A 14,681-nucleotide genomic window follows, 5' to 3' on the forward strand; every position below is an offset into this window, starting at 1 on the left:
AATGACGCAAATATTCCAACCGGCTTGCTGTTTAAGGGTTAAAGAGTTGTGGAGGTTAACTGATTTCATTGTATTTCTGTCATCTAAACTATCTCAATTCTATGACAAGTTATTATTATTTGTGTTTCGGTAGCATGATTGTCTATAGCTCCAGTTTGTCTAACGGGCTTACGATCTGGTCGAATCCCTTTGTCGTAACGTGTGTGTAAATCTCAGTGGTTTTGCTGTTTTCATGTCCAGGCAAAGTTTGTATGTAATGGAGGTCGGTACCCTGTTCCAAAAGATGCGTGGCAAATGAATGCCGCAGGGTATGCACACTCACTTTTTTGCTGCTTTGTGTTTTTTTAATCAAACTGTATCTATCATCCCCATAAATTCTTCTTCCTTAAGTATACTCACTGTCCCCAACTTTTTCGCCTTCTCCAATTTCGATCCGGCATCTTCACCTACAACCAGGTAATTGAGCTTGGCACTTACTGATCCTAAAATAGTTCCGCCATTTTCTTCCACCATCTTTTCCGCATCGGCGCGTTTCATGTTTAAGGTGCCGGTGAAGAGAAATGTTTTTCCTGCAAGTGCCCCTTCTGTTGATTGTTTCCGTTTTTCATGCACCATGTTTACACCTGCCTTGCGTAAGGCTTCAATCAATTCGACATTTGTTTCTGTATGAAAAAATTCATAAACACTCATGGCCACTTTAGGCCCTATGTCTTCCATGCTCATGAGCTGCTCCTGTGTCCAGCTTTTTAGATCAGTGAGGTCGTGAATTTGTTCCGCCAATTTTTTAGCAGTGGTTTCGCCGATAAAGCGGATGCCGATTCCAAACAGCACTCTGTGCAATGGCTGTTTCTTCGATGCTTCAATACCACTCTTCAGGTTGCTTACGGATTTATCTTTCCATCCTTCTAATTTGCGGATGTGCTCGTAGTCGAGATGATAGATATCAGGTATCGTGCTCAGTAATCCTTCGTCAACAAATTCCTGTATTGTTGCGGCGCCTAATCCTTTAATGTCCATTGCATCTTTCGAAACAAAATGAATCAACCGTTCAGCAACCTGCGCCGGACAATTGACGTTGATACATCTCCAGTTCACTTCGCCTTCGGGCTTATGTAAAGGTTCATTACATGAAGGACAATGTGTCGGAAAATCAATCTTCTTTTCTTTGCCTGTTCTGCCTTCCGTTACCGCCATCACAATGTAAGGAATCACTTCACCTGCACGTTCAATCAGCACACGGTCTCCGATCCGCAAGTCTTTATCATTGATAAAATCTTCGTTGAACATCGAGATAGATGAAATGGTGACGCCGGCCAGTTCAACGGGTTCCAATTTTGCAACCGGTGTGATGGCGCCTGTTCTTCCTACCTGGAAATCCACTTTTTTTAAAACGGTTGTCGCCTGCTTTGCTGCAAACTTAAAAGCGATGGCCCAACGAGGATGATGAGAAGTAAAGCCGCATTTCTTTTGAAGCGAAAGCTCATTTACTTTTATTACGAGGCCGTCAATTTCATACGCAAGTGATTCTCTTTTCTTTTCAAAATCTTTGCACACTTCAATCACCGCATCAATGCCCGTTACTTTTCTTATTTCGCCTTGCGGTGTTTTAAATCCCAATGCATACAGCATGTAAATATTATCCGCGTGATTGGAAAGTGTGGGTCCCAGTAAATTTTTTTCATTGGCATCTTCCGCAAAACTGATGTGGTATAAAAAGGCTTCGAGTTTTCGTTCCGCCACATCTTTTGGATCCTGCTGCCGTAAACCACCGGAAGCTGAATTGCGTGCATTCGCAAGCGGCGGTAAATTTTCTTCCAGCCTTTTTGTATTCAGCTTTTTAAATGAATCTTTATTGATCAGTGCTTCGCCTCTTATTTCGATTTTATGAACACCATATTTTGAAAATGCTGCTGTAATGGGAATGGACCGCAGTGTTTTTATGTTGTTCGTGATTTCTTCTCCAACGGATCCGTCGCCACGTGTGGCGCCTCTGATAAGTTTGTCGCCTTCATACACTACGGAGATGCCCGCGCCATCAAATTTTGGTTCTACACAATACACAATTTCTTTTTCGCCGGTAAGGTCGCGTACTCTTTTATCCCAGCTACGCAGGTCTTCGGCATCGTACGAATTGTCGAGGGACAGCATCGGAACTAAATGTTGTACTTCCGGAAATTCCTTCGTTAGATCATAGGAGACACGTTGTGTTGGAGAATCTGCAGTGATGATTTCAGGAAATTTTTCTTCCAGCTTTTTTAAATAGCTGTACAAATGATCGTATTCAACATCTGCAATCACGGGTTCCGACAAAACATAATAGCGCCATTCGTGATAACGGATTACGTCATGAAGTCCGCGGATTAAATTTAGATCCGGTTTGTTGGCTAATGACTTACCAGGAAATTCTTTCAGCAGTTGTGTGCTGAGAGCAATCAGTTGTTTTTGTTCTTCCGTAGAATACATGCGTGGATTTCAGTTTGTAGCAGTCGCTTTATATTTTCAAAAATAGAAAAGTTTTGAAAGCGATAGGAGTCGGACAGTAAAACGAAACTTACAGGCTTCTATGAAAGGCTATTTTTTAGCAGCCATTCCGGTATCTCTTGCCTTTGATTTTAATCAATGGCCAATCTTTAATACAAATGCTTTTTACAAAATTCCCCATCCATTGGTTAGCACTTTACTCATGGTCTGGCGCAAGCTATCCGATGGATGAACTCAGGCTGTTGCGCACCATCCGATGCATTGCAAAGCAATCGGGCAAGGCGCATCGGATGGATAAAATAATCACATCAAACACAACCTTAGTTCTTCAATGCACTTACCCAATAAATTTGAATAATAATTTTTGTTGCAGGTAGTTTGAAAATTTCTCAAAACGGTAATAATGCCGCAATCAGGACGCTACTGTTCCTATTACATACATCTGATCCATAGTGGGATGATCACTGCCACCCCGCGGCTCAAGCGTTACAGCAAAGGCTGCTGCATTTGTTGCATTGGTCATCTTCATCATTTCACCGGTTTTAACATCAAAAACACCTGCACTCACCGGACCTGCTTCTGGATCAATAAACCACAACTGATATTGTTTGTCGGCTGCAGCAGGCGGCAACGTCTTGATATCCATGAATACAACTTTTGATTCTTTGTTCCAGTAAACGAGCACGACACTGGCCGGAGATTTCACAGTGCCTTTCATCATCACCCTTGTCGTGTTCGCATCTGTAAGCATCTGCACCTTCTCTGTATTTTGCTTCAACGCTAACTGAAGCACATCTACTTGCTTTAAAATGCCCGATTCCTGTTCTTCCAATTGCGCTAACTGTTCCTGTGAATGCATGAATTGATGATTGAAATAAAATGCAATACCACTCAAGGCAACAATATGGAGCAATAGCATATTTAAAAGCAAATCTTTCCAGTGCAAATTGTAGCGAAACCAATTCGGCTTTTATTTCAGCATGCTGACAGGCTTTCAATTCCACATCTCTCATTTCTTCTATGGAAAGAAGTCCTGAGACATACAGGTCAAGCACTCCGGATGATATGTATTCTTCAGTATTCACTTAATTAAACAATAGATCTTAACTGTATCAAAGCCATTCTGATTTTAGTCTTTACTGTACCCAGCGGAATGTTCAACTCATTCGCTACTTCTGCCTGTGTATAACCACTGAAATAAACGAGGTCAAGAATTTCACGCTGTTCCGGTTTTAATTTATCAAGCATGTTTTTCAATCCTATCTGATCAGGATTAAAAGCGGTGCTCTTCTTTGAATCGATGAAACCTACGATTTTATCAACGTCAAGGTTTTTCTGTTGGTTCTTGAAGCCTTTAGAACGGGTGTAATCAATGGCAAGGTTGCGGGCGATGTTTACAATCCAGGTGAATAACTTGCCCTTCGTTTTATCGTACTGCGAAAAGTTATTCCAGATCTTTACAAAGGTATCCTGCAATACATCTTCTGATGATTCTTCATCCTGAACAATCCGGAAAATAACACCATTCAAAGCCGGCGCATAATTATCGTAGAGATAAGAAAATGCTGATTGGTCCTTTTTAAAAAGACGGGATACCAATACATCTTCGGAAATTGATATGGGATTTGTTGCGTCCAAATGTTTTTATAGCTTACGGCAAATATGAACTTTATTTGGTTGCCTTGCAACAGGCAGCGTTGGTTAAACAATGTCATAATACCGGCTCACTGCAAACTTCACAATAGGAACTATTGTTTTTTGGGTGGTGATCATGATCCATTAGTTGATTGGTTGCAGGTCGTTCATGTTATGTGTGAAGTATTATCTTTAACCGTTTTGAAAGTCATTTATCAAAACAGAATTTGCAACCGCTCACAGAAAACGTAACCTGATGCCTTTACTAGGACCCATGATCGAACGCACGATCGCTCTCAACGACCGGTTAAAAGAACAACGTAACCGTTTGCTGCCGGTGAGCATACTTAAACACCAGGAGCGGCAGTTGAAAAGATTGTTGCGCAAAGCTGCATTCACAGAGTTTGGGAAGCATTTCAGGTTCTACAATGTATTGATGCATCATGATGTAATGAGTGCCTACCGGGAAGCAGTACCTGTTTTCCATTATAATTCTATTCTTGAAAATTGGTGGCAACGCACATTGAATGGCGAAAACAATATCTGCTGGCCAGGTCGTACGAAATATTTTGCATTGAGCTCCGGAACCTCCGAATCGGGCAGTAAAAGAATTCCATTGACCATTGACATGATCAGGGCGATTAAAAGAGCTTCTGTAAAACAGATTCTTTCAGGACGGCATTTTGGCTTTCCACCGGAGATATTTGAAAAAAGGATTTTAATGTTAGGTGGCAGCACTGATCTTAATAAACGCGGTAAATATTTTGAAGGTGACTTGAGTGGTATCAGCGCTAAGAAAATTCCTTTCTGGTTCCAGGTGTTTTACAAACCCGGAAAAAAAATTGCGCAGGAAAAGACTGGGAAAAAAGCTGAATGAAATTGCACGCAAAGCGCCCGGTTGGGATATCTCCATCATTGTTGGCGTTCCTGCATGGATTCAGATCATGCTCGAACGGATTATTGAATACAACGATCTTGAAAACATCCATGAGATCTGGCCCAACCTGCTCTGCTATGTGCACAGCGGTGTTTCTTATGAACCGTATCGAACAGGTTTTAAAAAGCTGTTCGGAAAAAAAGTGGTGGATATTGATACCTATCTCGCATCAGAAGGATTTATCGCTTTCGCTGATCATCCGGAGGCGGAAGGAATGAAATTGTTGCTCACCAATGGAATTTACTATGAATTTGTACCGTTCGATGATGATCATTTTGATGCAAATGGCGACATGCTGCCAGATGCCAAAGCGCTTCATATCGGTGAAGTGGAAGAAAAAAAACCATATGCATTGCTGCTCACCACCTGTGCCGGCGCATGGCGCTACCTGATTGGTGATGTGGTGCAGTTTACATCAGTCGCGTTAGCGGAAATAATAATTGTAGGAAGAACGAAACACTATTTGAGTTTAACCGGCGAACATCTTTCTGTTGACAATATGAACCGTGCCATTGAACTGGTGAATGAAGAACTCAATATCAATATCCGTGAGTTCTCTGTTGCAGGCATTCCTTACGAAGGTTTATTCGCGCATCAATGGTACATTGGTTGTGACGATCCTGTGGATGCGAAAATGCTGTGTGATAAGCTTGATCAGCACCTGATTGCATTGAATGATGATTACGCAACAGAGCGCACTTCCGCTTTAAAAAAAGTATTGGTCGATATAATGCCAACTTCCGTGTTTATGGAATGGATGCGACAGCAAGGCAAGCTGGGTGGTCAGCATAAATTTCCAAGAGTGCTGAAGAAAAAGCAATTGGAAGACTGGCTGAATTATTTAGCACAGGTGAAAGAGAAGTGATAGGAGTTATCTGAACTCGATCAGCAATTATTCTACCGTCCAGGTTTCCCTTCCGCGAAGCAACTTATCAAGATCTGCGGTTCCAACTTTCGCGGTAGCATTCACAATCTGCTCATTCATCACGTCTTCGTAAGTATCACGGACTCTCGTATAAAAAACACCGAATGGTTTTGGATAAAAATGCGTACCGTCATTCATTTCATAAATGCGTGAAAGTATCATGGCTTTGTTAATGTCCTTCGCATCGTGCACCATCAGGTCATCTTTCGAAAATCCTTCATTCAGATTCACTACCTGTGGCGTAAATCCATCCAGCCGTATGCCCATTTCATCGTTGTTGCCGAATATCAATGGTTGTCCCTGCACCATGAAAAGGTCATTCAGTTTCCTGGTCCCTTTTTCGGTGAAGAGTTCAAAAGCGCCATCATTATAAATATTGCAGTTTTGATAAATCTCAAGGAAGGAAGCTCCTTTGTGTTTCCAGGTTTGTAATAACATCTGTTGCAGATGGGCAGGATCACGATCCATCGAACGCGCCACAAAAGTGGCATCAGATCCCAAAGCCAGCGCAATTGGATTGAACGGATGATCAACAGAACCGTATGGAGTTGATTTGGTGACTTTATTTTCTTCAGAAGTGGGAGAGTACTGACCTTTTGTTAAACCATAAATCTGGTTGTTGAACATCAGCACATTCACATCAAAATTACGGCGCATCAGGTGAATAAAATGATTGCCGCCAATTGACAATGCATCACCATCACCGGTTACAATCCAGACACTCAGCTCCGGCCGGCTTGCCTTAAGACCTGATGCAACTGCTGTTGCTCTACCGTGAATAGAATGCATTCCAAAAGTATCGGTGTAATAAGGAAACCTCGAAGAGCATCCAATGCCACTGATAAATACGATGTCTTCTTTTTCAGACCGAGTTGCGGAAGTATAGTATGCACCTGTTTGAGAATGGAATAATCGCCACATCCGGGGCACCACCTTACATCCTGATCAGTTTGAAAATCTTTTGAAGTGAGCTTTACTTCAGGGGCTGCGTCTATTGTGAGTGTTTCAGACATCTTGTTAATTTTCTTTTAGAGTTCTAAATGCTAAACTTTTTTATTTCAGTACTTGCTATGCCAAAATTTCTTTGATCGCCTGCACTAATTCTGCTTTCATAATGGGTAATCCCTGTATTTTATTGAATGGAATAGCAGGAATCATGAATTTATCCCGTATCACTTTCACCAACTGACCATTGTTAATTTCAGGCACCATCACCTTATCATAGTTGTTGAGTATTTCTCCGAGGTTTTTCGGGAAAGGTTTCAAATGGCGAAGGTGTGCATGTGCCACTTTGTATCCTTCTTCCTGCAGTTCTTTCACCGCAGCTTTAATAGAACCGTACGTTCCACCCCATCCTAACACCAGCAATTCTCCTTTTGAAGGACCGCTGTCAAGATCCTGTAGCGGAATATAATTCGCAATCAGTTCCACTTTTTCTTCTCTCAGTTTTACCATGAATTCATGGTTCTCCGGTTCGTAAGAAATATTTCCGGTGATGTTTTGTTTTTCCAATCCTCCGATACGGTGTTCTAATCCTTTCGTACCCGGAATAGCCCATGGACGTGCAAGTTTTTCATCACGTGCATAAGGCATAAATTTTTCGCCGTTCTCCATGGGTTTCGCAAAGGCCATTTTTATTTCTTTCAGATCATCTGCGGAAGGAAATCTCCAGGGTTCTGCACCATTGGCGATGTAACCATCACTTAATAAAATAACAGGCGTCATGTGTTGAATGGCAATTCTTGCAGCTTCAAACACAGCAAAAAAACAATCTGCCGGCGAGTTGGCCGCAATAACCGGCATCGGACATTCTCCATTTCTACCGTATAAAGCCTGCATCAGATCGGCTTGCTCTGTTTTGGTTGGAAGCCCTGTAGAGGGTCCGCCACGTTGAATGTTACAAATCAGCAATGGAATTTCAAGCATTACGGCCAATCCCATAGCCTCAATTTTTAATGCCATGCCCGGGCCGGAGGTAGTAGTAACACCCAATGATCCGCCGAATGATGCTCCAATGGCAGAACAGATAGCAGCAATTTCATCTTCTGCCTGGAAAGTTCTGATGCCAAAATTTTTATACTTCGCAAGTTCATGCAAAATATCTGAAGCGGGTGTAATTGGATAAGCACCAAGAAATAACGGCAATCCTGATTTTTGCGATGCAGCCACCAGGCCCAATGTCAATGCCTGGTTACCCATTATATTCCGGTAAGTGCCGGGTTCCATCTTCGCTTTCTCCACATGAAAACGCGTGGTGAAAGTTTCTGTGGTATCACCGTAATTGTAACCGGCTTTTAGTGCACGGATATTCGCTTCTTTTACATCCTCTGACTTGGCGAATTTTTTCGTAACGAAATTAATGGTGTTTTCCATCGGGCGGTCAAACATCCAATAGAGAAATCCGAGCACAAACATATTCTTGCAACGATCCTTTTCTTTCACGCCCAGCTGAATATCGGAAGTAGCTTCACGCGTCATACGGGTAACATCCACCTTTATCAGGTTAAATCCTTCCAGCGTATTGTCTTCTATCGGATTTTTTTCATATCCGGCAAGCTTTAAATTTTTTAAGTCAAATCCTGCGGTATTGGCAATGATGATCCCGCCTTTTTTCAAATTGAAAAGATTCACCTTCAGTGCGGCAGAATTCATAACTACCAGCACATCGCATTTATCACCCGGTGTAAAAATCTCTTTACTGCCGAAGTTTAGCTGATAACCGGAAACACCTGCTACAGTGCCTATTGGTGCGCGGATCTCGGCAGGAAAGTCAGGGAAAGTACCAAGATCATTTCCGAACAAGGCTGCCGTATTGGTAAACTGGCCACCTGTAAGCTGCATTCCATCGCCTGAGTCGCCTGCGAATTTGATCACGACCTCATCGAGAACTTCAAAATTATTATTACTCATGCTGTACTCCCTTATTTTTATAGTAATGAAAAATTGTACTGTTTAAACATCGGAATGGCTAATTTATAATATCCGGATTCAGCTTCCTTTTCGCTTAGCGCCGCAATATATACATTGTGTCCATTGTGCCAAATGATGAAAGTCTTCTTGTTTTGCACACAATTTTTCCGGTTTGACTTTTCCTGTTAATTCGCTGGAACAATCATTCATACTTAAAAGAATGAAATCAAAATTACGACATCAATAGAAAGGTTCAATACTTATAATTTCAACTTCACATACACCGGCAGATGATCACTGAATCCAATGGGTTTCTGAGCCTCGAAAGTCCGGTAAGGTATCATTTGCTGATACGCGGGTTCTTCAGTCAGCAGCCATGGTGGTTTGAAAAGATAGATATCATGAAAATTATTCTGATCGTCCAATTCGTTTTTGATAAGCGATGTAGATAGTATAATCTGGATGAATCTGCTCCAGTCTCCCTTGTAAAACTCTGATCCTTCACCGGCCTTCCAATTGAAATTATTAGCCGGATCATACAAAGAATTATTAACCGTCATGTCAGGTGTTTTCGTTGCTCCCAATATTTTTGAAACAGATGCATCAGAAGGATTGTCATTAAAGTCGCCCATCAGCACCATCTTCGCGTAGGGAGATTTAAGTAAAATGGAATCTGCCGCTTTCCGTAAAACTTTGGCTGCGGCTTCTCTTCTTGCCTGGGATTCCTGCGTTCCTCCGCGCCGTGAAGGCCAGTGGTTGAGAAAAATGTAGAGTGTATCTTTTGTGGAAGTTATACCGGTAATTAAAAGAATATCTCTTGTTGGTCTCGATTCAAATTGGCTGATGTCAACTGTCAGCGCCTTCGTACCGATCACCCTGAAAGATTTCTTTTTGTAAATCATGGCCACGTCAATGCCTCTCATATCAGGTGATTCGTGATGCACGATGCCGTAATCCATCTTCTTTAGTTGCGGATGATTTATTAAATCCTTGATTACACCTTCGTTTTCAACTTCTGATAAACCCACCAGGTCAGCGCCGTTGCCATCATTCAATTCGCTGATAACCCTGGCGATGTTATCGCTCTTCGCTTTATATTTCTCATGAGTCCAGTCATTTTTTCCTCCGGGAAGAAACTCCGAATCATCAATGGCAGGATCATCCTGGGTGTCAAAAAGATTTTCCACATTATAAAAAGCGATGATGAAGTTTGTGGTTCCTCTGGCCGGATATTCTGTTAGGTCTGTTTGATTATTTGTGCTGTTTTCCCGGAGACAAAATGAAAACAGGAAAAGGGTGCAGAGCAGAATGGAGAGGAAGACGGTGGGGCGCATTTGAATTATTGAGAGGCCAAAAATAGAAGTATAAAAATGTTATTTGAAGAATCTTTTTGAAGGAATGGAAACATATTCTCTGAAAATTAAAAGCCGAAAAAAATGCCCGGGTCGTTTCTCATTTGAATTAAAATTTTACTTTTGCGCTCCCGCATTGTTTGAAATCAGGTGCTGGTGTATTTTGTTCTTTTAAAATTTGTCCGCAATTCCCAGGCAGACACAGGCTCGTAGCTCAGTTGGTTAGAGCGCTACACTGATAATGTAGAGGTCGGCAGTTCAACTCTGCCCGGGCCTACTTCAAGTGCCATATTTCCGGTAGAACGGAATTGCGGCATTTGTTGGGGGTGTAGCTCAGCTGGCTAGAGCGCCTGCCTTGCAAGCAGGAGGTCATCGGTTCGATTCCGTTCACCTCCACCCAAAAACCACTTCAATCCCGGAGTGGTTTTTTTTTGGCCAGGATCGTCGCGACCTCAGTCGGGAAGGTCATTGGTTCGATTCCTTTCACCTCCACCAATACCAGACTCATAACACATTGCAATGAATTTATTCCCCCGTTTAGGAAAAACAACGTCAATATTTTATTGATATCGAATTCGTTATATTTAGCTCATAATGGCTCATTATTATGAATGCTGGTAATTATACTCTTGCTAAAGTTGCCTTATTCCATATGCAATTGATATTCCTGATGCTGCCTGGTCCATACTTATCGGGACAACCCGGCACACTCGACAATTCCTTTGGACAATCCGGATTATTGACTTTTGATTTAGACAGCGCATCAGAAACTATTTACTCGGTTTTAGTTCAGCCAGATGGTAAAATAATTGCTTCGGGAGTGGTAGATTATTCTTCTTTCGATCCAAACGATTTTGCATCTGCAAGATTTAATGCCGATGGTGGGTTGGATACTTCTTATGGTGATAATGGAAAGGTGATTTTAGATATTGGAGGCACTGATAATTGTAATGCTTCTGCTTTACAGGCAGATGGTAAAATTATATTGGCGGGTAATGCTGAATATGGCGCAGTTCGTTATGTGGTTTTGGTGAGATTAAACACAGATGGATCTGTCGACAATTCTTTCGGCGAATCTGGGATAGTGAAAATCGGCGATGATTTTGAATATGCCTATGGCGGAACAGGAGTGGCCATTCAGGCTGACGGCAAAATAATTATTACTGCCATTCATTTTGATTCGCCCAGTGACTGGGACTTTTGTCTCATACGTGTTACTAGCAATGGAGTACTCGATGGAAGTTTTGGAAATGGAGGTATCGTAATTACTGAAATCAGCAACGACAGTGATTATTTAGAAGAAATCGCTATTCAACCTGATGGAAAGATTGTGGCAATCGGCTATTCTTACGATGGATATGGAGTGGTAGTTGCACGTTATGATGATGACGGCACTTTGGATAATACATTTGGTTCAGGTGGTGTGATTACTGCCAACTTTCAGAATTTTACATTTTGTGAAGCTACTGATGTAGCAATACAGCCAGATGATAAAATATTGGTTGCGGGAAGAGTTGGAATATCGGAGTATCAAGTTGCAGTTGCCAGATTAAAGTCTGATGGAACTTTAGATAATTCATTTGGAGGCAATGGAATAGTGATTCCTGATATATTGCTGGATAATACTATAAATGTTTCGGTTGCTGTGGAAGCAGACGGCAAAATATTGTTAGGTGCAACGGCATTCGATGGGTATATCGTTGTGCGACTGAACTTAAACGGAACTATTGATTCTACATTTGGCCAGGATGGCATGGCGCTAACCGGAACATTTGGTATTCTTCGTGACCTGAAGGTGCAACCTGATGGCAAGATCCTTGCCGCCGGCAGTAGCAGTGGAGATTTTGCAATGGCACGCTTTATTTCCGATGTGGCAGTAGGGCAATCAGTTTTTGGGGAAGATTTATCTATGTTGCTGATTTATCCAAATCCGGTATCCACTGACTTTATTTTGCAGTATGTCCTTTTAGATGATGTGCAACTAAATTTTTCATTGTTTGATATGCATGGAAGGTTGAGGCAACAAATCGGAGAAGGATTAAGAAGAAGAGGTTTTAATACTGAATGCATTTTCCTTGATCCACTTCTGACAGAAGGCGTATATTTTTTAAAGATTAGCTCTAAGGAAATGTCAAACATGATTCCTTTAATGAAGCAGTAAGTCAGAAGTTTCCTCCATTTTTTGAAACAAATCAAGATTTAGTATGTCCAGGGTCTTAGGTCCTGAGTCTTGTGTCTTCAGTCTTGATTCTTGAGTCAATGCAAATTATTTAATCCAAAATCTGAATGAAGGCTTTAGTTACAGGTGCAGGCGGAACAATTGGTAAAGTGCTTTGTGGTTTATTGGAACAACGGAGAATTGAAGTGATTTCCTGGAACCGTAATAAGATTCCTTTAGAGGATTATCAGCAAATGGAGGATTTTGTAAGTCATGTACAGCCAGACATATTATTCCATCTTGGCTATGCTTCAAAACCCTCAGGTATTGAAAATGAATCGTGGAAAATTAATTATGAATGGCCGGGAGAATTAGCGTGGATCACCCGTAAGCTGAATGTGAAGTTCCTTTTTACCAGCACCAATCTGGTTTTTTCCAACAGCCAGCAAGGGCCATTTGATACTGCATCCATACCACAGGCAGAAAGTGGCTACGGCTATGAAAAAAGAAAAGCGGAAGAATATGTCTTATCGCAAAATCCTGCCTCTATTGTTGCCAGGTTGGGTTGGCAGATTGCATCGGCGGCAGGAAGCAATAACATGATTGACTACCTGCAAAATCAAATGAATAAATTCGGAGAAGTACGGGTGAATATAAATTGGAAACCTGCCTGTTCCTTTATTGAAGATACATGCGATCGTTTGTTAGATCTTGCATTGAATGATGCGCCTTCACTTTACATGATTGATGCAAATACTCGGTGGAATTTATTTGAGATAGCAACTGCTTTAAATCACCAACATGGTAATCGATGGAAAATACTGCCATTTGCTGGTGAAAACATTGATAATCGAATGAACGATGAGAGAATAAACATTCCTGCCTTAGATCAACGACTTAACCTTCATTGAATCCGGTTAAAACATCTTAATAATCGTTGTTTTAATTCAAAAGAAATTACACCAATGGTGTCTTTTAAAATAGCCCGCAATTCTTTAATGATAGACGCAGAAATGTCCAACATTTTTCTGTTAAAACTTATATATATTTGACTTGACAATATTGTCTCGCACCTTAAATTGATTTTCTATGAAAAAAAGCATTGTTCTTGCTTGCTTGTGTTTTTTCCTTTTACAAAATTTAATTGCGCAAAGCGGTCCTGGAGGAGTTGGAGATGTTTCAGGAAATTCAAGTTTGCAACTCTGGTTAAAAACTGATGCAGGAGTTTTGCTCAATGCTGATGGAACAAGGGTTAAAAAATGGTTAGACCAATCAGGGGCCAACAATAATGTTTCGTCTTCCGGATCGTCCAAACCATTTTATGTTACACCATCCGACATCCCAGCTATAAAATTCAACGGGCGTCAATATTTGCAGGCGCCTGCGAGCACAAGCTTTTTTAATCCTACTGCTACGATTTTTATTGTAAAGAAGAAGTCTTTTTCAGGCGCTGCTATTTCACTTTCACCTGGTGGCTTTTCGCAGGAGTTGCTTATTTTAGATAAAAGAATTTACCATCATCATTCTTCTGGTAATTACGCTGCGCAAGCTTCCACCTGTCTTAATTCAATACCAGACAATACTTATTGTATTATGGAAGGAATCTGGGGACCTGGTGTAACTGAAATAACTTATTTTTCAAATGGATTAATATCAACCGACCCAATAGATCAACAGGGAGTACAGGCACTTTTGTCACCCATTAACCGGAAAATCACTATTGGTCAGCGTGATTCTTTCAACCCTTCTGAGTACCTGGTCGGCAACATCTATGAAGTAATTGGGTACAATGTGAAACTCAGCGCTGCTGATAGAATGGCAGTGGAAAATTACCTGGCATGCAAATACAATATAAATAATAATTATTGCGGGGCATTGAGCCCTTGTGAAGGTAGATCTGACGGTACACCAATCCTTATGGCTGATGTTGATGCTCTGAATGTTTATCCGAACCCCGCTTCGGGCAAATTATATATTGATTTTACCGGAAGTTTCCAGAACGACAAAATCAAATTGAGCATAGTAAATCTATTAGGTCAGACTGAATTAATGCAAACGCTCAATTTTGATGAATCAACCGGAACCATTGTCCTGTCGATTGATCAGTTAAAGTCTGGTAATTATCTGCTGGTTGCGGAGCAGGGCGAAAAGGTATTTACTAAAAAATTTGTGGTGGAATAATTAAAAATTTGGCCATTCCTTCAATTAAGCTACCAGTACTGATTCTACCTGGAGGATCAATACTGGTTTTTTAATGTATGCCGGCAGGATACGAAATATTAA

Annotated in this window: 9 protein-coding genes, 2 tRNA genes and 2 pseudogenes; 6 read left to right on the plus strand and 7 right to left on the minus strand. The window is 41.3% G+C overall.

The features are described 5' to 3' along the window. Positions 1 to 142: 142 nt before the first annotated feature. The 4 genes from IPO83_00980 to IPO83_00995 all read right to left on the minus strand — a co-directional run bounded on the left by IPO83_00980 (position 143) and on the right by IPO83_00995 (position 4,119). Positions 143 to 376, minus strand: coding sequence for a tyrosine-type recombinase/integrase (locus IPO83_00980; protein ID MBK9729863.1), 234 nt, complete (start codon positions 374 to 376; stop codon positions 143 to 145). Further along, positions 349 to 2,463, minus strand: coding sequence for an NAD-dependent DNA ligase LigA (ligA, locus tag IPO83_00985; GenBank protein MBK9729864.1), 2,115 nt, complete (start codon positions 2,461 to 2,463; stop codon positions 349 to 351). Before ligA ends, IPO83_00980 begins: the two co-directional genes overlap by 28 nt. A 430-nt stretch (positions 2,464 to 2,893) precedes the next feature. Then, complete coding sequence (locus IPO83_00990; protein ID MBK9729865.1) at positions 2,894 to 3,400, minus strand: anti-sigma factor; 507 nt, start codon at positions 3,398 to 3,400, stop codon at positions 2,894 to 2,896. Positions 3,401 to 3,570: 170 nt separating this feature from the next. Further along, a complete protein-coding gene (locus tag IPO83_00995; protein ID MBK9729866.1) occupies positions 3,571 to 4,119 on the minus strand; it encodes a sigma-70 family RNA polymerase sigma factor in 549 nt (182 codons plus the stop codon). Positions 4,120 to 4,372: 253 nt separating this feature from the next. Here IPO83_00995 and IPO83_01000 point away from each other — a divergent pair. Then, a pseudogene (locus IPO83_01000) lies at positions 4,373 to 5,918 on the plus strand (GH3 auxin-responsive promoter family protein). Between the two features lie 27 nt (positions 5,919 to 5,945). On the opposite strand, the pseudogene IPO83_01005 reads toward IPO83_01000, so the two are convergent. The 3 genes and pseudogenes from IPO83_01005 to IPO83_01015 form a co-directional block, all read right to left on the minus strand. Then, positions 5,946 to 6,991 (minus strand): annotated as a pseudogene (locus IPO83_01005) (2-oxoacid:ferredoxin oxidoreductase subunit beta). Between the two features lie 55 nt (positions 6,992 to 7,046). Beyond that, on the minus strand, positions 7,047 to 8,888 hold the full coding sequence (locus IPO83_01010) for a 2-oxoacid:acceptor oxidoreductase subunit alpha (protein ID MBK9729867.1): 1,842 nt from the start codon (positions 8,886 to 8,888) through the stop codon (positions 7,047 to 7,049). 260 nt (positions 8,889 to 9,148) lie between these two features. After that, on the minus strand, positions 9,149 to 10,222 hold the full coding sequence (locus IPO83_01015) for an endonuclease/exonuclease/phosphatase family protein (protein MBK9729868.1): 1,074 nt from the start codon (positions 10,220 to 10,222) through the stop codon (positions 9,149 to 9,151). A 221-nt stretch (positions 10,223 to 10,443) separates the two neighbouring features. Between IPO83_01015 and IPO83_01020 the strand changes: the two genes are divergently transcribed. From IPO83_01020 to IPO83_01040, 5 genes are all read left to right on the plus strand, one after another. Further along, a tRNA-Ile gene (locus tag IPO83_01020) sits at positions 10,444 to 10,517 on the plus strand. A gap of 45 nt (positions 10,518 to 10,562) precedes the next feature. Beyond that, positions 10,563 to 10,636 (plus strand) — tRNA-Ala (locus IPO83_01025). 256 nt (positions 10,637 to 10,892) lie between these two features. Beyond that, positions 10,893 to 12,401: a T9SS type A sorting domain-containing protein gene (locus tag IPO83_01030; GenBank protein MBK9729869.1), complete on the plus strand. Its 1,509-nt coding sequence runs from the start codon at positions 10,893 to 10,895 to the stop codon at positions 12,399 to 12,401. Between the two features lie 125 nt (positions 12,402 to 12,526). Next, positions 12,527 to 13,309, plus strand: coding sequence for a sugar nucleotide-binding protein (locus tag IPO83_01035; GenBank protein MBK9729870.1), 783 nt, complete (start codon positions 12,527 to 12,529; stop codon positions 13,307 to 13,309). 178 nt (positions 13,310 to 13,487) lie between these two features. Next, positions 13,488 to 14,579 carry a T9SS type A sorting domain-containing protein gene (locus IPO83_01040; GenBank protein MBK9729871.1) on the plus strand — a complete coding sequence of 364 codons (1,092 nt, stop codon included), beginning with the start codon at positions 13,488 to 13,490 and terminating at the stop codon, positions 14,577 to 14,579. Positions 14,580 to 14,681 lie beyond the last annotated feature (102 nt).

Source organism: Chitinophagaceae bacterium (genome assembly GCA_016717285.1).
Classification (GTDB): Bacteria; Bacteroidota; Bacteroidia; order Chitinophagales; family UBA10324; genus JACCZZ01.